This is a genomic window from Nostoc sp. (assembly GCF_036917155.1).
Classification (GTDB): domain Bacteria; phylum Cyanobacteriota; class Cyanobacteriia; order Cyanobacteriales; family Nostocaceae; genus Nostoc.
Window position 1 is genome coordinate 1 of sequence record NZ_JBALDZ010000248.1, and the last position, 25,538, is coordinate 25,538.

Annotated in this window: 25 protein-coding genes; 11 read left to right on the forward strand and 14 right to left on the reverse strand. The window is 42.6% G+C overall.

All coding sequences use genetic code 11. The features are described from left to right. Window positions 1–261: 261 nt before the first annotated feature. Window positions 262–1,629 carry a hypothetical protein gene (locus V7K67_RS33505; RefSeq protein ID WP_334732489.1) on the reverse strand — a complete coding sequence of 456 codons (1,368 nt, stop codon included), beginning with the start codon at window positions 1,627–1,629 and terminating at the stop codon, window positions 262–264. A 654-nt stretch (window positions 1,630–2,283) separates the two neighbouring features. Here V7K67_RS33505 and V7K67_RS33510 point away from each other — a divergent pair. Together V7K67_RS33510 and V7K67_RS33515 are read left to right on the forward strand one after the other, a co-directional pair. After that, window positions 2,284–2,583 (forward strand): hypothetical protein, encoded by a 300-nt coding sequence (locus V7K67_RS33510; RefSeq protein WP_334709717.1) that lies wholly within the window; start codon window positions 2,284–2,286, stop codon window positions 2,581–2,583. 218 nt (window positions 2,584–2,801) lie between these two features. Beyond that, window positions 2,802–3,017, forward strand: a complete 216-nt coding sequence (locus V7K67_RS33515; RefSeq protein WP_335170259.1) for a DUF4351 domain-containing protein — start codon at window positions 2,802–2,804, stop codon at window positions 3,015–3,017. A gap of 138 nt (window positions 3,018–3,155) precedes the next feature. Here the strand turns inward: V7K67_RS33515 and V7K67_RS33520 are convergent, their stop codons facing one another. The 5 genes from V7K67_RS33520 to xylB form a co-directional block, all read right to left on the reverse strand. Then, a complete protein-coding gene (locus tag V7K67_RS33520; protein ID WP_334732487.1) occupies window positions 3,156–3,566 on the reverse strand; it encodes a hypothetical protein in 411 nt (136 codons plus the stop codon). 155 nt (window positions 3,567–3,721) lie between these two features. After that, window positions 3,722–4,495, reverse strand: coding sequence for an AIM24 family protein (locus tag V7K67_RS33525; RefSeq protein WP_179065857.1), 774 nt, complete (start codon window positions 4,493–4,495; stop codon window positions 3,722–3,724). Window positions 4,496–5,040: 545 nt separating this feature from the next. Next, the gene (locus V7K67_RS33530; RefSeq protein ID WP_334707741.1) at window positions 5,041–5,451 is read right to left on the reverse strand and encodes a hypothetical protein; all 411 of its coding nucleotides are present in this window, start codon (window positions 5,449–5,451) and stop codon (window positions 5,041–5,043) included. A gap of 340 nt (window positions 5,452–5,791) precedes the next feature. Next, the gene (locus V7K67_RS33535) at window positions 5,792–6,442 is read right to left on the reverse strand and encodes a hypothetical protein (RefSeq protein WP_334732486.1); all 651 of its coding nucleotides are present in this window, start codon (window positions 6,440–6,442) and stop codon (window positions 5,792–5,794) included. A 298-nt stretch (window positions 6,443–6,740) separates the two neighbouring features. Continuing rightward, complete coding sequence (gene xylB, locus V7K67_RS33540) at window positions 6,741–8,132, reverse strand: xylulokinase (protein WP_334732485.1); 1,392 nt, start codon at window positions 8,130–8,132, stop codon at window positions 6,741–6,743. Between xylB and V7K67_RS33545 the strand changes: the two genes are divergently transcribed. The 4 genes from V7K67_RS33545 to V7K67_RS33560 all read left to right on the forward strand — a co-directional run bounded on the left by V7K67_RS33545 (window position 8,117) and on the right by V7K67_RS33560 (window position 10,933). Beyond that, window positions 8,117–8,920 (forward strand): SDR family NAD(P)-dependent oxidoreductase, encoded by an 804-nt coding sequence (locus V7K67_RS33545; RefSeq protein ID WP_334732484.1) that lies wholly within the window; start codon window positions 8,117–8,119, stop codon window positions 8,918–8,920. The two genes, xylB and V7K67_RS33545, sit on opposite strands and share 16 nt — an antisense overlap. 283 nt (window positions 8,921–9,203) lie before the next feature. After that, a complete protein-coding gene (locus V7K67_RS33550) occupies window positions 9,204–9,479 on the forward strand; it encodes a helix-turn-helix domain-containing protein (protein WP_335170262.1) in 276 nt (91 codons plus the stop codon). Further along, a complete protein-coding gene (locus tag V7K67_RS33555; protein ID WP_334732482.1) occupies window positions 9,421–9,852 on the forward strand; it encodes a transposase in 432 nt (143 codons plus the stop codon). The genes V7K67_RS33550 and V7K67_RS33555 overlap by 59 nt, the downstream gene beginning before the upstream one ends. A gap of 133 nt (window positions 9,853–9,985) precedes the next feature. After that, complete coding sequence (locus tag V7K67_RS33560; protein WP_334732481.1) at window positions 9,986–10,933, forward strand: sugar-binding transcriptional regulator; 948 nt, start codon at window positions 9,986–9,988, stop codon at window positions 10,931–10,933. Window positions 10,934–10,944: 11 nt separating this feature from the next. Here the strand turns inward: V7K67_RS33560 and V7K67_RS33565 are convergent, their stop codons facing one another. Further along, window positions 10,945–12,162, reverse strand: a complete 1,218-nt coding sequence (locus V7K67_RS33565; protein ID WP_334707727.1) for an ABC transporter permease — start codon at window positions 12,160–12,162, stop codon at window positions 10,945–10,947. A gap of 69 nt (window positions 12,163–12,231) precedes the next feature. Continuing rightward, window positions 12,232–13,701: an efflux RND transporter periplasmic adaptor subunit gene (locus tag V7K67_RS33570; RefSeq protein WP_334732480.1), complete on the reverse strand. Its 1,470-nt coding sequence runs from the start codon at window positions 13,699–13,701 to the stop codon at window positions 12,232–12,234. Between the two features lie 467 nt (window positions 13,702–14,168). On the opposite strand from V7K67_RS33570, the gene V7K67_RS33575 reads away from it, so the two are divergent. Beyond that, a complete protein-coding gene (locus V7K67_RS33575; protein WP_334707725.1) occupies window positions 14,169–14,639 on the forward strand; it encodes an NADAR family protein in 471 nt (156 codons plus the stop codon). A 288-nt stretch (window positions 14,640–14,927) separates the two neighbouring features. Next, window positions 14,928–15,956 (forward strand): tetratricopeptide repeat protein, encoded by a 1,029-nt coding sequence (locus tag V7K67_RS33580; RefSeq protein WP_334707724.1) that lies wholly within the window; start codon window positions 14,928–14,930, stop codon window positions 15,954–15,956. A gap of 42 nt (window positions 15,957–15,998) precedes the next feature. Here V7K67_RS33580 and V7K67_RS33585 read toward each other — a convergent pair whose 3' ends face one another. Beyond that, the gene (locus V7K67_RS33585; protein WP_334732479.1) at window positions 15,999–16,685 is read right to left on the reverse strand and encodes a phosphoribosyltransferase; all 687 of its coding nucleotides are present in this window, start codon (window positions 16,683–16,685) and stop codon (window positions 15,999–16,001) included. A gap of 192 nt (window positions 16,686–16,877) precedes the next feature. On the opposite strand from V7K67_RS33585, the gene V7K67_RS33590 reads away from it, so the two are divergent. Beyond that, window positions 16,878–17,558 carry a uracil-DNA glycosylase gene (locus tag V7K67_RS33590; protein ID WP_334732478.1) on the forward strand — a complete coding sequence of 227 codons (681 nt, stop codon included), beginning with the start codon at window positions 16,878–16,880 and terminating at the stop codon, window positions 17,556–17,558. 346 nt (window positions 17,559–17,904) lie between these two features. On the opposite strand, the gene V7K67_RS33595 is transcribed toward V7K67_RS33590, so the two are convergent. Beyond that, the gene (locus tag V7K67_RS33595; protein WP_334732477.1) at window positions 17,905–20,220 is read right to left on the reverse strand and encodes a transglutaminase TgpA family protein; all 2,316 of its coding nucleotides are present in this window, start codon (window positions 20,218–20,220) and stop codon (window positions 17,905–17,907) included. Window positions 20,221–20,265: 45 nt separating this feature from the next. On the opposite strand from V7K67_RS33595, the gene V7K67_RS33600 reads away from it, so the two are divergent. Beyond that, window positions 20,266–20,391: a hypothetical protein gene (locus V7K67_RS33600; protein ID WP_334732476.1), complete on the forward strand. Its 126-nt coding sequence runs from the start codon at window positions 20,266–20,268 to the stop codon at window positions 20,389–20,391. Window positions 20,392–20,673: 282 nt separating this feature from the next. Here V7K67_RS33600 and V7K67_RS33605 read toward each other — a convergent pair whose 3' ends face one another. Further along, complete coding sequence (locus V7K67_RS33605; protein WP_334732475.1) at window positions 20,674–21,651, reverse strand: PatU; 978 nt, start codon at window positions 21,649–21,651, stop codon at window positions 20,674–20,676. Further along, on the reverse strand, window positions 21,644–22,849 hold the full coding sequence (hetZ, locus tag V7K67_RS33610) for a heterocyst differentiation protein HetZ (protein ID WP_179065873.1): 1,206 nt from the start codon (window positions 22,847–22,849) through the stop codon (window positions 21,644–21,646). Before hetZ ends, V7K67_RS33605 begins: the two co-directional genes overlap by 8 nt. Before the next feature lie 205 nt (window positions 22,850–23,054). On the opposite strand from hetZ, the gene V7K67_RS33615 reads away from it, so the two are divergent. Further along, the gene (locus V7K67_RS33615; protein ID WP_179065874.1) at window positions 23,055–23,528 is read left to right on the forward strand and encodes a hypothetical protein; all 474 of its coding nucleotides are present in this window, start codon (window positions 23,055–23,057) and stop codon (window positions 23,526–23,528) included. A 379-nt stretch (window positions 23,529–23,907) separates the two neighbouring features. Here V7K67_RS33615 and V7K67_RS33620 read toward each other — a convergent pair whose 3' ends face one another. Together V7K67_RS33620 and sds are read right to left on the reverse strand one after the other, a co-directional pair. After that, complete coding sequence (locus V7K67_RS33620) at window positions 23,908–24,135, reverse strand: hypothetical protein (protein WP_334732474.1); 228 nt, start codon at window positions 24,133–24,135, stop codon at window positions 23,908–23,910. Window positions 24,136–24,274: 139 nt separating this feature from the next. Next, window positions 24,275–25,249, reverse strand: a complete 975-nt coding sequence (gene sds / locus V7K67_RS33625; RefSeq protein WP_334707655.1) for a solanesyl diphosphate synthase — start codon at window positions 25,247–25,249, stop codon at window positions 24,275–24,277. Between the last annotated feature and the right edge of the window lie 289 nt (window positions 25,250–25,538).

Below are 25,538 nucleotides of genomic sequence, written 5' to 3' on the forward strand. Positions count from 1 at the left end.
TTTTTTGATCTTTTTCTTCTGGACTCATGCTTGAACACTACCATCTTTCTTCCCTCATGGGAATATTCCTGACATTCCTACCTGGGCAGTTACGAGATATCTAGAATTAGGGCGATCGCACCTTTGTCTAAACCATGTTGCAGGGCGATCGCACTTTGTTTGAGCTAATGAATGTTGGGTTGACGTAAGGAAACTCAACCTAGAGCTACTGATGAAGTACGAAAGCGAATTGTTTAGAGAATAGGTAATCGCGCTAATGCATTATCTTAAGCCATCTTTCCAGAGTTTATTCGCTAGATCCCTTCTACGTTTTTTACCTTCATCATTCTCCAAAGCATAATAAAAATGTCCCCAACTATTCTTCATATCTTTTACTAATTTGATGAGACCTATATGGTCTAACTCAGTGAATGACATTCCCGCATGAATTTCATCACTATACTGCGTGAGATCTACAATAATTATTCCTTCAATATTGGGATTGGATTTTAGTTCGTCTAGAAAGTTTTTTGCAATAGGAGAACCTATCAATACAAGCTTACCGACCTTCCTCCCATGTGTTGCGTAATAGATGGCACATTGCGCTGCAACAAGTGATCCATAGGAATAGCCAATAAAGTTAAGAGGGGTTTCCCCATTATCTTTGATGCCTAGTAAATCAAGTGTAAATGGCTGATTACTAGAATTCACGTAGTTATGTAAACGCTTTATATAAAGACTATCAATAGCATCTAAAGGCGCTCCCCATGTATATTTGCCTTCTACGACATTTTGAACACCTGCGTCTTTTAATGCCTCGATCTGATCAGGAATGTATGAACCATTCATTCCCGCCCCGCCAAGATATACAGTTATAGATACTTGAGTGAGTCTTTTCCAAGTGAAAGTTCCTTGGGCGGTAGCCGATCCCCTAGCAGTTTTACAATAGACTTGACCCGTAATACTATCACCTGTATCATTTACAATCCCTATAATTTTAGATATAAATGAAGGTGAATTGGCAAGGAATATGATGCGATTCCCGGAAATCTTGCCTTGATAATTCTGTCCATAACTACCCGATGAACTACCCGTATTATAACTAATTGTTTCATCAGGACGGCTCAATTGATTATGATTTTGGGTCAGGGTAAATTTATGTTTTGGCGGTTCTTTACCATCAACGGTTAGCGTACCTATAATGCCTGCTGTGCAACCTCGCTGGTCAATATGGAAACCCGCTCCTGAACTACGAATCCAGGTTCCCGTTAAATCGGGGATAGGCGGCTGCTGAGGGAAATTGTCAAAATCCTTTTGATATTCATCACTATATTGAGATGAAGCAGTTGGTCTCGGCTGGTTTCCTGTGGGAATCTTTGGAATGTTTATACAAATCCCCAGAAAACAGTCTGCAACTTTCTGTTTCTGCTCCTCTTCCTGCACAGTATGGACATTATCCAAGGCAGCAACCCTACTTGAAGGACTAGCAGCCTCTGCCTTGCCGTAATTGTGAAGTAAATAATAACTGCTGACCGGGTTAAAGCCCATCACTCCGCAGAGCAGGACAGATACAATCCTTCGCAGAAAAACAATATTTGTAACAAATAGAAAAGTAATGATACCAATAAAAATAAAACGGAGCGATCGCATCTTGAAGCTTTAATAGACTGAATAATATCCAAAGTGACAATACAATGCTCCTTTAGATTTAATCCAGTGATTTTACATATCTTATTAAGTGTGCTTTATTTACTTGATATTAACCGTATCATTGCTGAGTGCATAGTAGCTTTCGTAGGGTGCGTTAACGAAGTAACGAATCATCTAAAAACAAAATTGCTCCAATTTGAGTGGCGATCGCCACTTTCCTAGCTACTGTCTTGAAAGCGATCGCCGAAATAGTGCGATCGCACTCGGATGCTTCATTCTGACGGTAGAATGAGAAGACACTTTAAGTACTACTTGTAGAGGAAGCTTAACGTGTCTCGATATATTCTCGATACCGACCATGTTTCACTAATTCTTTGCAATCATCCCCAAGTTACCGCCAATGCTTCTCTACATCGCGTCTCTTTGTTCGTATTCTTAACATAACTGCCCGTATATTTTATCTAGTGCCGACATTTTTGAAAATCCCTCCAACAGTTCAAGTTAGAAGGGTTAATTTGTTGTAAACATTTTTATATTAGTAGTTGACTTGTATAAAATTATACTATAATATCAAAAGCATAAGAAAGGCGATCGCCCTCCAGGAAGAGTCCGCGATCGCCTTTCTTTAAACCCCTACTCTAGGAGTCAATTACAATAATGACACAAGTACAAAAGTTCGTAGAAAATCAAAAGTTCGCTGATGCACAGTTGCAACAGTATTTGAGTAGCGAAGGCTTCGATGCACTCATCTTCAAACAATCTGCTCAAATGCGATTGCCCAACAGAGAACCAATTAAACATTTATTGATTGGTTCTCCGAAAGCCGTCACCAGTACAATTCACTATTTGCAGGTTATTGGCTATGCAAGTGTTGGAGACTGGAGTCAATTACTACCAACTGCTAACCCTGGCGAAGTAATGAGTATTTTAAGCCGTCAGATTTTAGTTTCATAGAAAGCGGCGAAAAACTCCATTCCCCTATGGGTGGAGTTTTTCATTATTAGACATCTCCAGAAATTAAATATGCGTTATCCAGAGTCCTTGTAGAGACGTAGCACTGCTACGTCTCTACATTCTTTTTCACCAGATGTCTATTGCATACCCAAATATGCAATTAGACCACAACATATCAAAATATACGCCCTTGAGTTACGATAATACCTGCAAATACCTTGCCGAAAAATACCCTGGTGACTTTGCCAGATGGTTACTTGCATCTGACACGTCGGTTTAGTGCAATTGAGCCGGAGATAGAACAGCAGATTCGCACATTATCCATCGCTCAACTAGAAGACTTAGCTGAGGCGCTGTTAGATTTCTCCAGTCAAAGCGATCTAGTAAATTACTTAGGAAATATCTCTTTAGCTCAACCCAATCAGGAAGATTAAATAATTTGTAATACTCGCCATTGGCGTAGCGTCTTGTAGAGAAGGTGAGAAGCAAGCTACGTAATTCGTAATTATTTGATCGGATAGTTAAGCTACAGCGATCGCACTTTTTGGAAATACGTATAAGTTGTGCTTCTCTCAATTGCGATCGTTGTGGTTAGATGCCGACAGTGAAATAATCTCAGAGAAACGTGAATACTTAACCGCATCGGTAGTAGGATAATCCATCGACACTGCAAGTAACCCAACTTTTATATCCTCGAAATAAATCACACCCCCAATACGTCCTTCAACTTGGAAAGGGCCATGAAATAAACGATACTGTGCAATGTAGATCAGGAAAAAGCCAGTAATCTTTATTGCCCTGTCAAACATTTGCTGACAAGTTTTGTGGAGGACATTATCTAGGTATTCATTATAGGCAGGCTCACCCAGTTCAGTAAATTCTGAATGATCCGCAAAATGATCCATATAAAATAACCAGATATGGGACAAGTCTGCTTCATTCGTCAGTTTTTGCTTAAGTTCCTGCAATCGGTCGATATTCATAGTATGGATAGATATTGAGGAGATGGAGCGAGCAGATAGCACTGTTAAAAATCTACCACAGCGATCGCTCCAACACCTCACTTAGGAACATAGATTAAATAAGATGCAAAACTTCATCCTGTCTCTAGCTTCCCTCTCCTTTATAGAAGAAAGTTTTAACCGAGATTAGCACTACCACCGACTTGAACTGCACCCTCAGATACAGGAGGATGATAAGTCATAGACTGCAATCCTAGCCGACCAGGGCCAGTAAAACGGTTAAGAGTGAACGAAATGCCACCAAGCATCACCCCAATGGCTCCCAAGATGCCGCCACTAGATTGCAGCGCCGTTACTGTCTCCATCTTCACTGATGAGTCTTTCCACAACCATGCTCCAGGTTCTACATCTAACATCTCTCCAGGAGCGAGGTACTTTTCAAAAACATTGCCGTAACCGTGAATTAGAAGTAGCCCCCCTTCTTGCTGACCAATAAAGCGATCGATGAATAACCCGCCACTGCGGCTGAAAAAGAGGTTAGCCAGCCCTCGCTGGAAAAAGAAACTGTACTCAATATTACTAGTAGCTAGCAAAAACTGATGTTCGCGCACATCCACTGTCTGTCCACGCTTTAATTGCAGCACCACAATCTGTCCTGGAGCCTCACGAGAGAAAGCAATATTCCCTGGCCCATGTGCTTCACTGATAAAAATTTGCAGTCCGGCAAAGAAACGCTTGGCTGCCCCTTTTAAACCTTTGACACCAAGGCGAACATTGGGATGTTTCCACAGCAAAATATGATGTTCAAAGTAAATTGATTGCTGTTGTCCCAGATGGACATCTACTACAGGTACTACTTCTCCTTCGATTCTTAAATTTAAGTCACCCGAATGAAAAGTTTGTTGGGGATTTCTCTTTTCTGGTATCGGTTCACCGTTGAAGTCAGACATAGTATGGTCTCACGGATGGTTTAAAGAAAAATTACTTAGCTTAACTATAGGACTCGTATTTGATTTTTGAAAAAACTCAGTACACGTCTATTCCCTTCTTCCCTGTTCCCTCCCTACGCGGGTAAATTCATTAAGAAGTAAAAAGTAAAAAGATAATCCCCATAAATAAATTCAGAGGATTTGATAAGGAATTTTAATGTAGGGTGTGTTGTCGCTAAGCGCCGCACCGTCAACAATCTCAGGTGCGTTGCTATAAGGCATAACACACCCTACAGCTAATTTATATTTCTTCATATACATTGAATTTTTCTCACCGACTTACTTGTAGCGATCTGACTAACTGCAATTTTTGGGACAGACTCGTGAGAAGATTAATTAGTAAAAGGCAGGTAGACCCTGCCTTCATTCTGTAGATTACTAAACTCAATATTGCACCTCAAATTGACAAAACCATTGCAATGTTATGTCAAGTGTGTGTTTGTATTACTGACTTGGACAGAGAACAGCAGTAGAAGTCAAAGATTACTTGCCAAGTCTAGCAAGTATTAATTTTTGCCATTGGTGAGAAGATGAATAGCTGCTCCTGCAACTGCACCATCGACTGCATCCCCAAGAGTATCTTTGCCACCATGAGTCACTGCACCTGTAACTGTACTGGCTGCTGCGCCGACTCCAACATCTTGACCGAGATTTCGATGCTTTCTATGATACCTTGACCTGGTACCATTGACACCATTAACAGCCGCACCAGCCGCCGCTCCTTTGATCGCATTATTTAGCAACGAACCACGTCTTCTGACGACTGTCCCAGATAATACTCCAGCACCTGCTCCGATACCAATATCTCGCAGTATGTGTTCATCCGCAGATGCTTCTTGAGCCGGAACTAAGCTCACACTTGCTAAACTTACAGCCATCAGGCTGGAAATAAATACACCCTTCCAGGTTCGCTTCATCCTGCTACCTTTGCCTTTTTCAAACTGAAAACTAATCAAATTATTATACTCCACGCCACTTGCGGGATGGAGTTTTAGGGTATGGGGAATGGGGCATGGGGCATGGGTAAGATTTTCCAATGCCCAATGCCCCAATTCGGCGGGCGGCTATCCCTCTCCACGCCACTTGCGGGATGGAGTTTCCCGCCGACTTCCAATAAATGCAGGTTGGGTGGAACGAATGCGAACAGCGTCCCGTAGGGAAGTGAAACCCAAAAATACCAAACTCTTTGGATGTTGATGTTGGGTTTCGTGCCTCAAACGCCACTTGTGTCTCCTAAAGGGAGACACTGCGCGTGGTTTATTGAGTAGTACCAATAGCAGATTTTAGTTGAAGTTTAATATTTGTACCTTTTTTAAGGACAACTTCTCCACCAGGGCTAGACAAAACGAAAGCCGCCGCAGCTGCACCACCTGCTAGCCCACCATGCTTGAACTTGGCTTTATCACCAAGAAAACGACCTGCAATTGTACCACCTAAAATAATCCCTGCATTTTGAATGAACTTACCTTTGGTTTTTGTTTCTAACTTGGTGTTGACTAAAGTTGCATCAATGGGATAAGATGAGCTATTTTTAAGCGAAATATCATCAAAAACTAAATGTAAACTTGCTTTTTTTCCTTTAGCAGCTTTGACTACATCTTCTAGATGTCCCTGTATTTGACCATCTTGAAGAACTTTATTGACCCCGACTGAAGAATTCTTTATTTCTAAAACAAAACGGTCATTATTTTGGCTTTTAACTGTAGATATCTCTTGTTTAAGAACAGTCTCAAAACTTGCTCCAGCAGGTACGGATATTTGTTGATTATTTGGCTGAGTCGATGTTCTTTCTGCGCTCAGAGTTTTGTTGTTACTAGAAGTATTGTCGGTCTGGCTATTAGTTTTATTACAACCTGCTGTGCTACTTAATAAAATAGCACTCAATAATAATGGCAACAGATTTTTCATGGTGACGATGCTGATACAATAAATAATAAGAATACAATCTTTTCAGAAAGATAAAAACTACAGAGCGGAAACTTAACGTTCATATACAAATGCTGATTGAGCTAGAGCTAATGTTACACTTTCTCCATCCATAAGAGGTTAAGATAAAGGGCTACTTGGTTATTTTATGCTGTCTGAGTTGATTTAGTGATAAGTTCGATTTCATGCTCAGAATTTGTAAGTTCCTTCAAGACTTTGGCGATCGCCTCTTCAATTTGTCAGCCAGAAAAGTTCTTAACCTTTTGTCCAAAGTTCAATCTCAACGAACAGCTTTCAAAGTATCATAAAGTAGTTTGTAGCGCTTAAACCCTGCTTCATAAAAAAGATTTGCCTGGGGCTGCACTACATTACTATCCTGCGGTAAAATCTTGAGTGCAGTTTCTAAATTGGGGTAAACACCAATTCCCACCATTGCCAAAATAGCTGCTCCGTAAGCAGCTCCTTCTTCGGCTTTGGGAGCTATGAGTTTTGTTTGCAAAACATCTGCCAAAATTCGTAACCAGAGGTGAGAACGTGCGCCTCCACCGGTTGCTAAGAGTTGCTCAACAGGAGCGATCGCACTAATTACCTCCAACGCCTGCCGCAAGCTAAATGCAACACCCTCCAGCACAGCACGAGTTATATCTGCTTGGGTATGAGCTAATGACAAATTCACCAAAGCACCGCGAGTATCTGGATCGAGGTGGGGACTGCGTTCTCCTGCGAGGTGGGGTAGAAATAGAACACCACGCGCACCAGGTTGCGATCGCTCTGCCATATCCATCAAATCGGTGTAGGATATATGCGGTGCAAATGTATCTCGATACCAACGCAGAGAACCACCAGCCGCCAGCGTCACTCCCAGCAGATGATAGCCACCATCAACATGACAGAACAAATGCACCCGACCTTCGGGATCGGGAATTGGGCGAACGCACGGTGCAAAGATCACTCCCGATGTGCCAATACTCAAACTACCCCGATTCAGGTTGCTGGATGAGATACCCAAACCAATTGCTGCTGCGGCATTGTCACCTCCACCTGCGATTACAGGTAATCCCATAGGTAATCCCACACGGGCAGCTATTTCTGATTTTAAGCGTCCAGCGATCGCAGTAGATTCGATTACCGGAGGGAACAACGCTGGATTAATATCGAGAGCATGGAGAATATCTGTATCCCATTGCCGATTAACCAGATTCAGACAGCCGACACCAGAGGCATCAGATGGTTCTGTTACTGGTTCGCCAGTTAGCACATATCCCAGATAATCTTTGGGTAAAAGAATCTGCCACAACCGAGTGTATGCTTGTGGTTCTTCAGTCCGCAACCATAGAAGCTTCGGCAGTTGAAACCCTGTAATTGCTGGATTTCCAGTGCGCTGGATCAACTTCTGACTGGGAATAGCGGCTTCAATCTCAGCAACAGCTTTACCTGTGCGCTGATCGTTCCATAAAATCGCTGGTCTAATCGCTTTGCCCTGCGCGTCGAGAGGAACCATACCATGCATTTGTCCAGACAAACCGAGGGCGATTGCCCGATGTCCGTTTAGCTGTTGAGTAACATCGAAGAGAGCATCCAAACTGGCTTCGACCCAATCTGATGAGTTCTGTTCCGTCCAACCGGGTTGTGGAGTTAACAGGGGATAGCTTCTGGTTGACAGCGAAAGCAACTTATCAGTTTGCAGGTAAGACGATCCTAATTACTGGCGGTGCAGGAGATATTGGCAAGGCAACTGCACACCGTTTTGCTGCTAATGGGGCAGGAATAGCCCTGCTAGATTTGAATGAACCGAAGATGGCAGATGTGGCTGGGGAACTAAAAGGTTACAACGTTCCAGTTAGCACCTTTCGCTGTGATGTTACAGCTAGTGATGATGTTGCCAAAGCTTTTACTGGCGCTGTAAAGCAGTTTGGGCGGATCGACTATGTATTCAATAATGCGGGTTATCAAGGAGTGTTTGCTAAGACCGACGAATATCCTGAAGATGACTTTCAAAAGGTGATCAACATTAACGTTGTCGGCGTTTTCCACGTTCTCAAGGCGGCTGCACAGCAACTACGCGATGCAGGTGGAGGTGCGATCGTCAATATGGCGAGTTATGCAGGGGTAGTTGGGCCGCCAAATATGTTGGCTTATGCCGCTTCTAAGTTTGCTGTCATTGGAATTACTCAGACAGCAGCAAAAGACTTGGCTCCTTATGGCATTCGGGTAAATGCACTCTCCCCTGCGTTGATCGGCCCTGGTTTTATGTGGACGCGGCAAACAGAATTGCAGGCAGCAGTGGGGTCACAATACTTTGATGCCGATCCCAAGGTGGTTGAGCAACAGATGATTAATTCAGTGCCAATGCGGCGTTTGGGAAGCTTGGAAGAGGTGGCGAATGGAGTAGCTTTTCTAATGAGTGAAGAGGCAAGCTACATTACTGGGTTTAACTTAGAGGTTACTGGGGGAGAATAGAAATTTACAGCTATTTTCAGGTAAAGTAAACGTTTGCATGATTATTCGCGCGTTCCCAAAACAGGCAATGTCTACGACGAGGTATGCCTATGCAAACCTCAATAAACCGCAATTTTGATCTCACACAGAAGCACAGAAGAGAAAACAAAACTTGTTTTCCAAAAGTTTGATTTCTACAAGCCGCACACTCGTGACTTATAGTCATGAGTTAGGCGCTCCATATTGACCGTGACCTTGTGTTACAATACCAGTGTATTTAACACAATTTTTGAAGTTGCCCTCCGTGCAGAAAGCATTCAAGATTACACTAATTCCTACACACAATCAACAAGTCTTAATTAACAAGACTATTGGCTGTGCAAGGTTTGTGTACAACCGCTTTTTAGCACTGAGAAAAGAGTTATATAGTACTGAGAAAAAAGCGTTAAACTATAACGCTTGTAGTCGGCAGTTAACTTTACTTAAAAAAGAGATTGCATGGCTCAAAGAAGTAGATAAATTTGCTCTTGCATTACTCGCTCAAGAATCTAGAAACAGCGTACAAAAACTTCTTTTATGATTTAAAAAAAGCTAAAAGTAAAGGTGTAGGCTTCCCTAAATTCAAAAAGAAAAATGTCTCCAAGCAGTCCTACAAAACCAACCTGACCAACGGCAATATTCAGGTAATAGAGAATCATTTAAAGCTTCCAAAGCTAGGATGGGTGAAATTTTACAAGTCTCAGGAAATTACTGGTCATGTTGTAAACGTTACTGTAACTCGCACTTCATCAGGTAAATATATTGCTAGTATTTTATGCGAAACAGAGATAGAAAAACACCTCCAGGTCACTCAAAATATTGGGCTAGACTTAGGCATAAAATATTATCTCGTTACTAGCGATGGAGAAGTTGTAGATAATCCGAAATATTACAGAACTCAAACTCGTAAGTGAAAGTATTCAGGCACAGATCGTTGAAGCAGGAATCACGCCACTTTTAGTGGTATGAGGTTCAAAGATACATAGTTTTTGCAGGTAGTATATAGGACAACCTTTTTTGGAGGGGCGCGATGCCAGCAAAGCTGGCTTGCCCCTTCGATCTCGCAAATTAGACCTGGCTGCTCATGCTGCTTGGCTCTATTACATTGCTGGCAATACGCAAGAAGAAATTGCTGCCAAGCTCAATGTGTCCCGGCAAGCTGCACAACGCTTAGTGGCACTGGCGGTCAGTGAAAAATTGATTAAATTTCGACTCGATCATCCCTTGAGTGAATGCATTGCTCTAGCTGAGTCGTTACGCAATCAGTTTGCTCTGTCACTTTGTGAAGTAGTACCAACTGACGCAGGCAGTGACGATACATCATACGGAATTGGCGTATGTGCTGCCACCTACTTAGAGGCTTACCTGATGGCTAAAACCCCGACCATACTGGCGTTGTCATCAGATCGCACATTGCGAACAATGGTAGAGCAGATACCCTCAATGAACCAACCCCAGCATAAAATTGTTTCAATTATTGGCAACATGTCCCATTCTGGGCGTGCAGGTCGCCACGAAGTGGTCATGCATTTATCCGATCGCGTCGGTTCCCAAGCTTACCCAGTACCGACTCCCGTTGTCGCAACTAGCATTGAAGAACGAGAACTTTTGCAGACTCAGCGATCGTTTATTGCCGTCAAGACTCTTGCAGAGCAAGCCAAAGCAACCTTTGTTGGAATTAGTCATATTGCCTGGAATGCTCCGCTACATCAAGACGGCTTTATCAATGACGACGAGGTAGCTGAATTGATTGAACTGGGAGCAGTCGGAGAAATTGCAGGTTGGGCTTACAGCGATCGTGGAATATTATTGCAACAGGGGACAAACAGTCGAGTTGCCAGTGTCGCACTTGAACAACCGGCTCATCGACTAATTATTGGTGTGGCAGGCAGTGTGAGAAAGGCAGAGGCGATTTTAGCTGCTCTGCATGGCAAGTTAATTACAGGACTGATTACCGATGAAGTTGCTGCCCAAGCGATTCTTTCTAAGATTTAGCAAGAGGTCTATTAAGCACTTCTTAACGCCACAATGGGGTCGAGTTTAGCAGCGCGACGTGCAGGAACAACGCCAAAGAATAAACCAATACCCCCAGAGACACCAACTGCCATAGTAATCGCTACAGGAGAAAGACTTGCTTCTAAAGGAGTCAAAGCACTCACTAAGAGGATGCCACTAACACCAACCGCAGTCCCAACTAAACCACCGACGGCGGAAACTATCACTGCCTCAATGATGAACTGTAGTAAAATATCTTGCTCTGTTGCCCCGATCGCTTTTCGCAATCCGATTTCTTGAGTGCGTTCAGTGACGGAGACAAGCATAATATTCATAATGCCAATGCCGCCGACAAACAACGATATACCTGCGATCGCTGCTAGCATAATTGTCAATGCACCTGTAATTTGACCGACAGTTTGCAAGGCATCCTTTTGAGAGCGAAGAGTAAAGTCATCTTCACCATTAATTTTGTGCCGTAGACGCAGCAAATTAGTAATTTGAAACTCTGCTGCATCCACGCTATCTGAATCACGAGCGGCAGCAACGAGGTAATCTAAGGCGATACCATAGGGAGAATTCTTGCCCACAAGTCGGTTTGCTGAAGTGGTGATTGGGATTAAAGCGGCATTATCATAATCTGCTCCCACGCTGGAACCTTTGGCTATTAACGTCCCAATCACTTGAAAGCTGGTATTTCCAACTCGTAATTGCTGGCCGATGGCGTTACTATTACCAAATAGTTTTTCTGCCAAGTCTGCACCAAGTACTACCACTTGGTTGCTTCGCTTGATGTCTACCTCAGAGAAAAATCTGCCTTTAGCAGTTTCAAAATCCCGCACCGATAGAAAACTGGGAGTTGTGCCAATGATATTGACATCAGTGTTTCTGTTGCGGTATATAACCACCTGTCTTCTGTTTAACTCTGGCGCAACTCCTACTACTGTTGGTACTTGAGAAGCGATCGCTTCCGCATCTTGCAACACCAGAGTTTTTGGTACTTCAAAGGAGATCCGCTGAGTTTCTTGATTACCTGGCAGTACAAATAGCACATTTGGTCCTAATGACTCCAGCTGTTTATTAACGAATTTTTGCCCCCCTTCGCCAATACCAATCATGGCAATCACTGAGGCATTACCAATAACTATACCCAGCATGGTGAGGGCACTACGGAGTTTATTTGACAGCAGGGTTTTCCCTGCCATATTCATGCTTTCGAGGAGGTTCATGCCTATTTTGGATTTTGGATTTGAGATTTTGGATTAAAAGTCTGTATTAAAAGGCTGTTCGGTTTGGGTTTATTTATTCTGTTTTTCTTTGGCCTTTTCGATTTTGTAGTCTTTGGGTGGGTTCACAAATATGCGATCGCCTTCTTGAACTCCGTCTAAAATCTGAGTTTGGTCTTGGATTTGTGCCCCGACTGTAATTTCGCGGAACTGGGGTTTATTCTTGGCATCTGGGATGAGTACACCCGTTTTACCCTTTTCGGTGACGATTGACACCGTTGGTAATACCAAAGCATTATTAACGCGATCGCCTAAAAAAGTCAGATCCACATTTAAGCCAGAACGTAGTTTATCTGTGCCAGTATCAAGAGCAATCCGCACCTGGAAGGATGTTACACCTTGTTCCACCACTGCTTCTGGAGCAATCAGGCGGACATGACCTTTAAAAACTTGATCGGGATAAGCATCAGCGACAATTTCCACCTGCTGTCCCGCTTTAATTCTGCCAATATCAGCTTCGGGAACTTGAGCTAATATTTCTAAACCCCTAGCTACGGCAACAATTGAACTGGAAGTTGCCGATGCACTAGTAGAAGCAGAAGTTGTGGGAGTCACAAACGCGCCTGGATCTGCATACTTTTGAGTAACAATTCCTGACAGAGGAGCGCGAATAATAGTATCTTCCAACTGCACTTGTACACCCTTTAACTGAGCTTCAGCGGATGCAACGGCGGCTTGACGCTGGACAATTTCTTCAGAACGAGTGCCATCTTGCAACAGTACTAATGCGGCTCGTGCTTCGTTAACAGCAGCTTGGCGTTGGTCAACTTCCTCAGTCCGAGTGCCACTTTGGACTAAGGACAATCGTTTTTTAGCTTCTTCTAAATTGGCTCTAGCACTTTTGTCGTCACTGATGGCTTGATCGAGTAATTGTTTTTTCTCTGCTCCCTCTTGATATAGATATTGATAACGCTTTACCTGTTCATTGGTGTAATTCACCTTTGCCTGAGCCGCATCTACTTGGGATTGAGATTGAGCAATCTCTTGGGGACGATTACCAGCCTTAGCTGCGGCTAACTGGGCTTGAGCTTGTGCTAATCGCGCCTTTGATTGAGCGATTTCTTGAGGGCGACTACCAGTAAGGGCTTCGGCTAATTGAGCTTGACTTTGGGCTAAGTTAGCACGGTATTGACTCCTTTGGGCTTCAATGCTCGCACTATCCATACGGGCGAGAATTTGCCCTTGTTGAATGCGATCGCCTTGTTCTACGTATAATTGCGATAGCACTCCAGGGTTTTTCGGGCTAATATTTACACTCTTAACTGGCACAACTTTGCCACTAGCTGTAATCCGCAACGTTACGTTTTGTGCTGTAACTGGAACAGTTAGTTCAGCAATATCTTCCTTGCTTGCCCCTTGATTTATCAAGGTGTAAGTTGTTATTGTACCCACAACCAACACACTCCCTGCCATCAGCCCAATCAGCCAGCGTAACGGATACTTAACTTTGCCAATAACTGGAATTTCTATGTGAGTAGCCATATTAAAAAAGCCTGTAAATATTCCTGTATAGGAGTAGCCTTTGGTTTGAGGGTAAGTGTAGAATACGGAGTTGTTAAAGCTTTGGGATTAAATTTTTATGAGTTAATTAACAACTAGACGCATAATTAGCTTCATAGATGCTTAATCTTTCTTCATACTAGGCATTAGTCTTTCTGTATGTCTTCACCTGAATGGGTGACTTTAGCCACTAGTTATAGTGTGGCGGAAATTTAGTAATAACGGTATTAGAATCTGGTATATAGCAGTCCGATTTGATTTTTGAACTTATTTGCGTAGGCAGACTTTGATAAAAAACTTTATCTGACCTAAATTAAAGTAAAACAAAGCTGTCATTTACAAGCCGATATGAGGCTATTCAATTGACCCAAAATGAAAAGGATACAGAGCAACTAAATTTATTTATGGGGATCAATAATGCAAGAATTTTGAATTCGGAGCAAAGCGACGTGACAATCTACTTTTATAGTACTCGTGAAGAATATGGCTGTTTCTCCAATTTTTCCCCCCACGGCTTTGAATTAGATGGGTTGTATTGGTCAACTAGCGAACACTACTTTCAAGCGCAAAAGTTTGTGGGTACACCTCATGTAGAAAAAATCCGCCTAGTTAAAACACCCAAAGATGCGGCAAAAATGGGGCGTGAGAGAACCCGTCCTCTACGTCAAGATTGGGAACAAATTAAAGATGACATTATGCGGCAAGCTGTACTATGTAAATTTCAAACTCATACAGATATCAGAAATATTTTACTTTCCACAGGCAATGCAGAAATTGTTGAAAACTCCCCTATTGATTTTTACTGGGGTTGTGGAGCCGATGGTAGTGGGAAAAATATGCTAGGAAAAATTTTAATGGAGGTGCGAGAGATCCTGCACCATATATACAGTACAGATGTTGATAATAGAAATTTTAAATAATTTCGTCGCTACGAATGCTTGCCCCAGTGTAGTAAACCAGCCTGATGAAAGATGCATCCTGGTTTTGGGAACACTAGATTTAGCACCAGACTTGACAGGAAGCAGTTGATGCCTCAAAACGAAGGAATCATAGATCGAAAAATATCTAGAACTCGTATTTGATTTTTGAAAAAACCCAGTACATATCTATTCCCTTCTTTGCTGTTCCCTTGCTACGCAAGCAAGTTATCCGAATCAAATCCGATTGCTATATTTCTCCTGCAACTACCCATAACATACCTAAAACCAGTGAAGCGTAATACAATTACTCATGAATTTGACTCTGGTTCACAAGCAGAAATACTACCTCCACAGGAAAGTGATGACCATTCATCGGAAGGTTCCAAGCTATTACGGCAAGGAATTCAACAACAGCAAGCTGGTGAATTAATAACGGCCATGAAGTCTTTACAACAATCCTTGGCACTGTTTCAGGCAGCTGGGGATTTGCAAAAACAAGCACAGGCACTTTCTTTTTTAGGATTGGTAACTTACAGTGCTGGAGACTATAAAGGTGCTATCTCATACTCCCAACAGTGTTTGTCTTTGCTTAATAACACCTCAGATTTAACATTGCAAATGCAAGCACTTTCCCATTTAGGTAATGCCTACCGTCACCTGAACGATCATCAAAAGGCAATTGAGTTTCTAGAAAAGTGTTTGAAAATAACGCAACAACTGCAAGATAAACGCAGTCAAGTGGCAGCACTGAATAATTTGGGATTGGTTTATAAAGCTTTAAGTAATTTTACACAGGCCATTGATTATCAGCAGCAAAGCCTAGAGATTGTACGGGAACTCAAAGATAACTGGGGCGAGGAACAGGTACTCAAAAATTTGGGTAATGCTTGGTATGCTTTGAACAATTACCCAAAAGCGATCGCCTATTATGAGCAGTGTGTAGTACTATCACGCTCCTTAAAAAATGTTCGCAGTGCTTCTCAGGTGCTAAAAAATCTGGGTAATGCTTGTTATGCTTTAGGTGATTATCCCAAAGCCATTAAATATTATGAAGATCGGTTGCAATTAGCCAAAGAAATTCAAGATAAGCGTAGCGAGGAACAATCTTTAAGTAGTTTAGGAGTTGCTTGTGAAGCTTTGGGTGACTATAACAAAGCAATTACATACTATGAAGAACGTTTGCTATTAGCTAGAAATATCAAAGACCGCCGCAGCGAAGAACAAGCTCTTGCTAGTCTGAAAGTCGCTTGCTACGCCTTAGGTGATTATGCCAAAGCTATGCAATATCAGCAGGGAACATCTTCAAATAATTTGTAATTCGTAATTTTTAATGGGGATTTAGAAAGAGTCACAAAACGATCAATTCTCTCTCATTGTCTTTTGTTGCTGGAGATATGCGAGAACTTCTAATGTATCCACTTGGGGAAATTCCACATAAAAATTACTCACACTCCAAAAGGGTTCCGGTGTTTCCAAGATGATTATGCGATCGCCCCACTGTTCTAACCAGGGTAGCAATTTTTGTGGCGCTACTGGAGTACACAGCCAAACTGCTGCTGGAGAAAGCGCTTTCAGGGCAGTTGCCGCTACCGCAATTGTCATACCTGTAGCAATGCCATCATCAACTAAGATCAATGTGGCATCCTGTGCATTGAACTGCGGACAAGCAGGAATTAATTGAGCTTCAAGAGACTTAGCTTGGTTTATCGCTTTATTTAAACCCACTTCCCGCCATCGCCCATCATGTTTAAGGCGAAGTAGCTTTTGATCAGCCCAAAGAACATTTCCCGAAGTCGTGACTGCACCAATTGCTAACTCTGGGTTTTCTGGATGGCTAATCTTTTTTGCCACAACAATCGTCAATGGACAATCTAAAAGACGTGCTATTGGTGCTGCTACTGGTATACCCCCTCTTGGCAAAGCATAAACAATTGGTACGGGCTTTACCCCAGAATCAATAGTTTGCTGAGTCAAAACATCATGAATCACTTGCGCCAATAGCTCACCCGCATGGGTGCGATCGGCGAAAAGTGGGGTATGTGACATAGTTTCCCCCAGCATCTTAGGACGGCACTGCTTTTATCATGACTGAATTTTGTCTGAAATTAACTGATACAATAAGATTTATATAAATAACTAAGTATTCAGCAAAAATCTATTTATTTTGATAAATTTCCAGCCAAAACGGTATTTAACTCAGACATAACAACTGGCGCTGATGCCAAAATCCTGATTTTCATGAGCAGCGAAACCCAACTCAGTCTTTTTGACGACTCAACCTTTAACCAACGAGAACTGATTCCTACAGACGCGAAAATTCCCATCACTCCCGGAACTTATGCCAGCATCACAGAGTTGACACAGCATTGCGATCGCTGTCACCGTTGTCCATTAGGAGACACTCGAATTCATACTGTTGTCGGACGTGGCAATCTCAAAGCCCCAATTATGGTTATCGGGGAAGCGCCAGGTCAAAATGAAGATGAAACCGGCTTACCATTTGTGGGCAGATCGGGACAGTTGTTAGAGAAAATTCTCGCATCTGTGAATCTGACTACTGAGGATGATGTATACATTGCCAATATCAACAAATGTCGCCCACCAGATAATAGAGTTCCCACTCCTGTAGAAGTGGCGGCTTGTCTACCCTACTTACTAGAACAAATTCGCTTAGTTGACCCCAAAATAATCTTGTTAACAGGTGCAACTGCTGTCAAAGGAATCACTGGCGATAAGCGGGGGATTACAAAAATTCGCGGACAATGGCTGGAATGGGAAGGGCGTTTATGTATGCCAATTTTTCATCCTTCCTACTTGTTGCGTAATCCTTCTAAAGAAAGAGGTGCGCCAAAATGGTTGATGTGGCAGGATATTCAGGCAGTACGTGCCAAGTTGGACGAAATTAAAAATAACAGCTAATGTGGTGAACTTGCTCAAAATATCTAGCGCTCTTCTATGACTCTGGAGAGAGAATAATCCAAGCGATTAGAAATCGCGGCTACACAAACTCTCGTCCGCCTGCGCGGACTAACGCCAAAATAGGGTTTCAAATTTAATCTGACAAGAGTAATAAAAGCTGGTCACGGACGCAATGGAAGTCCGTAATGGATGGAAGAAACCAAAAATCTGTACACAAAAAAATTACACTTGTACTGTGCTTTGACAGCCGTATTCGCAGCAATTCTTCTCACTGGTATCCTAATTTTACCTCAACTCAGTCAGGGAAATTAGCCTCTCGCTTGTTGGCTAAACAACAATCTTAAGCTTATATTTTAGCAGTCTTAGCAGTCTTTTTGATACCTTGCCATCTTTCTCGCAATTGCTGCAAGTTAGGAGTTTGACCACCATAACGCCAACTAACATAGGCTTGACAAATTTCATCTATCACCTCAGCGGTTGCTAAAGCATGATGCTGGTATGAGACTCTGGCATACTCTAAAGGTGTTTGTGCTGGATGTTTGCCTAAACCTTTTTGGGTTGTCCATTGCAGCATTTGTTGATAAAGGCTTTCCATTGCTGGCAATTTCTTTAACCATCGACGGTTGCGCCACTCTTGCCATTGTCCCCAACCCAGCCAAGCAAAGAAAGCTGCTGTAGTTGCCAAGATTAAGCCAGTCAATACACCAAACCAACCTTGAGAGAATAAAGCTAAAAACCAAGCGATCGCTCTAATCACCCAACTCAATATTGTCCCAAATACATTATTCAACAAACCTGTCACCGGAGAAGGCAACCAGCCAGCAACCCAGTTCCACAACTGACGCAACACACTAAAATTCTGAGTGTCTTCAATTGAAGGTGGTATCAGAGGATGATTGGGAATAGGGTCAAAGGCAAACCAACCATATTTCGGAAAATACACTTCCGTCATCGCATAAGCGTCAGTATTACGGACAACATACAGCCCTGTAAATGGATTAAATTCTCCCGCACTAAACCCTGCTACTAACCGTGCTGGGATGCCAATGGAACGTAGCATTACCGTCAGAACTGTTGAAAAGTGGTCTGGATAGCCCCCCTTTTGCTTAAACAAAAAAGTTTCTACCAAGTCTTCTTTTTCACTTAAATAAGGCAATTCTAAGGGATTTTGGGGAACAGAGTAGCGTTGCTTTAAATATTGAGCTAAGTACAGAGCCTTTTCATAAGGTGAATCGAGTCTTTTCGCAGACTTTGTGACTCCTTCCTGATTGTAGTTAGCAAGAATTTCTTCGGTGCGTTGTCGGACTTTTTCGGCAATTTCGGGAGGAATTTGCAGATAATGCTTTTTAATCTGTTGCGGATATTTAGTAGAAGCTTCACCTAACAAAGTGCGATCGCGGTAGGGTACTTCAGAAACTACTGTGTAGGTGAGTCCTTCTGATAATTCTACAGGCGATCGCAATCCGTCTTCCTTATCAACAGCGATCAGTGGTGTGGGAAAGTAAATTTCCTTGGCATAAGCCATCGCTGGAATCAGGTTAGGCAAATCCGACACCACTGTATAAGTTTGTACTACCTCTTGGGTTTTAACAGTAATCACAGGTGGGTAAAGAAAAATTTGGTAAGACCAAGGCGATCGCCTAACAGTCATGACATCTTCATTACGGGAAACTTCCCATCCCTTACCTGTATAGCGGTCAAATCCTAATACTCGCCAAAAACCCTCAGCTTGCGATCGCACCCGCATTACTACCTTGGGTTTCATCTCACCCCGCAGGTTTTGGTTTATTTGGCTATTAAAACCGTAATAAAAGTTATTATCTACTTTACCTGGTTGACCGGTTTGATTTTGTCCCGTACCACCACTACCACTGCCTTGATTATCACCTTTACCTTGGTGGACATAACCGGGATTAATGATACTACGTCCTGTGAAATTACCTTTTACTTGAATAGCAGAACTGACAGGAAAATTCCGTAATTGATAGCCAGGAAATCTGGGTAAAACAGCAAAAATTGCCAGTCCCAGACCGACAATTAGCAAAAAATTCAGAATTAAAAATTTAAAATTAATAGTTGAAGAATTCTTCTGATTTAATTTTTCATTTTTTATTTTTAATGGCTGCAAACCTAAGCGTGAGCGATAATCTAATACTAAAGTTGGCAGAGCGATCGCTAAAAATAACAGCAGCACAGGTGCAAATGCTAAAGTCTGACTTAGGGTTGCTGCCACACCCAATAAAATCAGTCCGATAACAATCGAATAGCCCAAATTTTTCCGGCGGGGTGTATCAAAGCTGTGTAACACCTGGAGTTGAATTAATAACTCTGCCAAACCCAACCGCGTATCATTCAACTCTCCCACTAATTGCCCAAAGAAAGCACCCAATGCTACTAACATCCCGATGGCGATGCCGAATTGAACTGCAACATTGCGATCGCGGCGACGATAGTAACTCCAAATCGCACCCACTACACTCAGGGGTAACGCCCAAAAACTGAATGAAGTTTCAGCGGCAATATCCGTCGCCACAATTCCCAAAATAACCAACGCTAGCACCAGCACCCGCAAAGAAATTGAATCTTCCACTTCTATCAAAGGCGACCCCTGCGGATTTTGCCGCCAGAAATTACCTACAGGGATACGCCAAAACCGATTCATCCTGGATAAGTTAAACATTTGAGTCTAGTAGAAGCAATGGTGTAGATGCAAAAAACACAATGTGGGGGACGTAATTGCCTACCCTACTCCCGCCCCGAAGGGGTAGTCAAAAAATTTTGGATTTTGGATTGCCGACTTTGGATTGACCCCGATTTGCCTCAAGGATTTTAAATCTAAAATCTAAAATCGGCACGGTTAAAAAAATGATAGATAGGGGGTAGAGATGGAGAGAAACGAGAAATGGGTGACGCGGTGAATTGAGAAATAATCACATACTTTCTCAATATTCCCATGTCCCCAGATCCCCGTGTCCCTGTGTCTTCGTAATAACTGCTTCTCGTAGACACCCTAATGACCGTTTGTTGAAAAATAGGATGAGCTTCAAAACCAGGAAAATCCTCTTAATATATATCGGCGTTGATTGACGTAGTGTGCTAGCGGTGGAAATTTCAACTAAATCGTGGGATTAATCACAAACAACAAAGACTGTTCATCTATTTCTGGAAACTCAACTTCCAGAGTATAAATTGGGTTAAGTTGCTCGCAGCCTAACTCTACATTTAAGTATCCCGAAGTCGAAGATGTTGTCATTGCTAAAGTGCCACTTCCCCGCAGCGTTAAAGTTCCTTTAACAGGTAACTCAGCTTGCACAAGTAACCTCGTAAGTTTACTTAGAGACTGGTACTCTACTCTGATATTCAAAGCACCAACACTGGTTAGCCATTGTCTTTCTACCACTGGACTAGTTGCTGAAAGTGGTAGAGTCAGATTTTCCAGCAGTTGTTTAGCTGCTAGCAACGACAAAGCCATTTGTTGACGCGGTTGTAAATCTGAGTAATTGCTCTGAATAGCAGGCATTGTCTCCAGAGTATTTACAGACCGATAGGTGCTTCTTAGCACCAGTCCAGCTATGTCATTTAATGCTTGAGACTCATTGGGAAAAAAGTTCTCCACCACTTTAACTAATTTTGCTCCCAACGGCACTGAAGATGTCACCAATGCCTGACACTGTTCTAGCAATTGCTGGAAAACTCTTTCTGGTAAGCGAGTTGGTAAGGTCAACTTAGACTGTTGTACCATCCATCCCCAGCGAGGAACGAGTGTCATTGACGGCTCATCAACAAAATCAGGATAGTCGATTAATTGTGTTTCCCAGGGAAACAACGGTGGGTGGTCTTGGGCTTGGATTTGTAACCGACGCTTAAGGACAGCTTGAAAACGATCTTGCACAGTAGGAATTTCTCCCAATTGAAAGGTCTGGGGTGTTCCTCCCAATTTTGGCTCACTGTTTTTTGAAGCAGTGGCTTCCTTGAGGAGGTTTTTTACCCCGTCATTTTCCTCACATTCTACCCATCGCTCGTTATTTTTGACATTATCTGTCAATAACCAATCGAGATACTGGTGTTGTAAGGATTCTGAGTCACTATTCATGAGTAGATGCACCTGATCCGGAAACTAATGAGTTACGAATTTCCCAAGCTTGCTCAAGCAGCTTAAACCATCTTTTTTGCAGTTGTGCCATTGACAGCCCTAAAGTTTTTGCTATTTTTTCATCAGCTTGTCCTTGTTGCTTCAACTCTAATAAAGACCGTTGCTTATTGTCCAGCTGTGCTGTGTATACTTGCCATTGCTGGGGAGTTAAGCCCAAATTTGTATGCAGAGAAGCTTCCAGCCATTCGTGAACTAATTCCCAACGGTGCAACAGGGCAAACCGAATCAAATGATACTTAAAGCGCTGTTGCAAATAATCTCTCTGACGAGGGGTTAAACCTAAAACTGACTCAATTTCCTGTGCTGATAAATCCTGGAGGCGGAGAGAAAAGTAATCAGCGCAGTCAGATTGTTGTCGTTGTTCGAGATAATTCATTAATTCCGTAACCACAACGGAGCGCAAGGTGTCTTCTTCAGGTTCGGGTTCGGCTTGTGTTGCCATTGTGGAGCGTAATTGATGTACTGCTGGTTCTTCCCAAGAACCATCACCTTCATTATTGCTACCCTCTGAGGCTTGTTCTATATCTACGCTGGTTTCTGGGGGCTGCTGTTGAGAAAAAGTTTGTGCTCGCAGGATAATTAGCTGCTGCTGACGGCCTGGTAAGGGAATGCGTCGCTTGCCGTAGCGCTCGGTAAATGCCATATACTCGGACAATTCTAAGAGCGTCTGAGGGCGATAAGTAGCACCGAGTTGATTTTCTCGCCGGAAAGCGTTCAACGCCTCCAAATAAAAACTCTGGAGGAAATCTTCAATTATTGTCAGCCGCCCTTGATAGCTCAATTGCCTCTGAGGTGGATTAATATATCGATAAACAATTGCACTCAGAGTACTGTGTAATTCGACCCTGCCCCGATTTGAACCCAACTGATAGTACCTGAGACACTGTTGCAGCCGATGCCGAGCCAAGGTCAGCGCCGAACTTTCTACAGTTCCAGAAGCTTGAATACGTTTGCTTTCATGACAAATCCGGTAGACTTCGGTGGTAATACGTCTTGCTACGTCGTGGCAATTCTGTTCCGAAGCTTTGGTTGACTGCTGAAACTCCTTGGACAGGAGTTGAAAGATCACCTCCACACCTGTAGAATTTTCTCCCAGAATAGTTGCAGATGGAATAGTTGCGGTTGCGGCTGAATTCATAGTCTCGGTTTTCAAAAGACCCTAACTTACTTAAATACAACCTGTACGACTGTGGGTATTGGCTTTTTTGGTTTTACGTATAAGCTAAACGCAGACCAATCCTACTATTGAGGATGTGGCTGATTTTATTATTCCCAATTCTGATGGGATTGTTCGCACTTGATAGATGTTATTGCCGTTACCCAGGAGCCGTATACAAGTCATTATGGATTTAGAAGCACAAATTCAATTGCTGATTGACAATGCACCCGACGATGGTGTGACACCACATCTTGTTGCAGCAATTGCTCCTGCCCTTAGAGCGATCGCTCAAAAATTACGCTACTCCCAGTATTATGTTCTCCAAAATTCGGAGTCAAGCTGGGTTGTAACTACGTTGAGCAATCGTGCTAATCCAGGATTGGAAAAGCGCGTTCTTTACGCTTTCCCTACCATACAGGATGTCTCTCTAATTTCCCCTGCTGGGCTTGACCCTCAAATGCTAGCTAAAATTACTCCTGTCACCCATATTTTGTTCCAAATGGTGGCATTAGAACCCGTAGATAGTATCGTTTTTTTGGAGACGCCGGGTAAGACCACTCATACCGTTGAAGTTCGGCGAACTGAACTAGAAAAACTCATGCAGCAACACTTACGACAACTGCGATCGCCAAAACAGATACCCCCTGATATTGCATAGAAAAAATTTGGATGTGGAGTTTTTTAGATACAACCCCACATCCAAAATTTTAAATCTCAAATTCTTTGAAAAAAGTTTTCTAAATCAGTGAAAAAAGAAATTTTTTCTTTCCCTTAGACCATGCGACCGGTTCAACTTTCGGTGGAACCTAAAATTTGTGAAAAAACAGTTATCAGTGAACATTTTTTAGTTTTAATTTCGCAGTGAACCAGAGTTTTACACTTCAGAATTTCCAAATAAATAAAATATCCCAACACATCATTTCAGGTTTTCGGAGCATTACAAAAGCCGTAAGACATCCTACACCTACAACTAAATCCCTATTTTTAAAGGGATTACCAAGAAATAAATTACTACTACTTATGGGGCGGACAAGATGTCAACTTAAGCTAAAAGCCTCTTCAAATCTCGTTTTCAGCCAGAGTCGGGAAATGCGGCTCCTAGCGGCTCTGCCGCCAGTAAGGGAGGCGGCAGCCCCAACGACGGGCATTTCCAGTCGGAGACTGGAAACAAGGCAATCTAAAAGCCAATACAGTTCAGAATGAGCAACAAAACACTTGTAGATACGGCGATTTATCGCGTCTCGAAGACCCAAAATTGTTGCCACGTAGCCCTTAACCCAAGCGCATTGATCTAAAAGCTAGTTCTCAACTTGCTTTCACGTTAAGTTGACACCAGTGACAAGATGTCCACCCCACAAGAAAAGTTGGATGTTTTTTTTTGACAATTCCTAACTGAGAACTAATTTAATAGAGGCGACTCAGTGTGTACTCAGCTATGTTAATCAATGCCTGGTGAGATTCTGAGGGTGGGAGAACTGCAAGATGTTCAATTGCCAACTTAGCATGGTGAGCAGCTAACTCTCGCGCCTGCCGTATACCTTGACTATCTTGAATCAGTGCGAGTGCTTGCTCTAAATCTCCTTCTTGAGCAAACTCTCGTTTAATCAGCACTTCCAAAGATGGTTTTTGGGCTAAAGCAAATAAAACGGGTGCGGTCAGATTACCACTTTTGAGATCCGACCCTACTGGTTTACCCAAGGTATCTGTTGTACTGGTGAAATCTAGAATGTCATCAACAATTTGAAATGCTATACCAAAATGACGACCATAGCTATACAGATGCTCAACAGTTTCTCGTGAGACTTCACTGAGTAACCCAGCAGCTTTAGAACTGTTGGCGATTAACGAAGCTGTTTTGTAATAACTCTTCTCAATGTAAGTTTCAATAGAGATATCAGCATCAAAACGATTTAGTCCCTGCTGAATCTCCCCAGTAGCTAGATCCATAATGACTTCTGAGAGCAGTTTCACCACCTCCAAATTGTCCAAGTTTGCTAAATACCAGGACGATTGGGCAAAGAGAAAATCTCCTGCTAAGATGGCAATGCGGTTACTGTTAAAGAAACTATGAACAGTGGGAACGCCTCGCCGCACATCTGATTCATCTACCACATCGTCATGTACCAAGCTTGCTGTGTGAATCATTTCTGTAATCTCAGCAAGGCGGCGATGACGCGGTGTCATGTCTTGTTCTAACATTGTTGCCCGCGATATTAGTAGGACAATTGCTGGTCTGATACGCTTTCCCCCAGCTCCGAATAAATATTCGGCTGCTGCAAATAGAATGGGGTGGCGATTTCCAACTAGCTGTTTTAGGTTATCTGCTAGTAGTCGCAGGTCTGCTTCCACAGGGGTAAACAGGGAGGTGGCTGGGGTCATGGATGGGCGGACTCTGACTTAGGTTACGAAAGTTTACATATCCTATACTCATTTTAAGATAAGCCTGTGCCAGCGCAAAGTTTTCATCAGGTAATCCCATTTTTATCAGTCTATGGGTGATAATTAAGGTTACTAATGCTTTTGTCAATAAGTAATTATGCTTATTTTTATGAAAACTCAGACTTTAAACTAGCTTAAAACATGAATCCTCAGTAAATGGGGATAAATATAAGATTAAATTGTGTTAAGTAATTTCTCGTCTCACTTTTCCCGCCACAGTTAAAAGCAT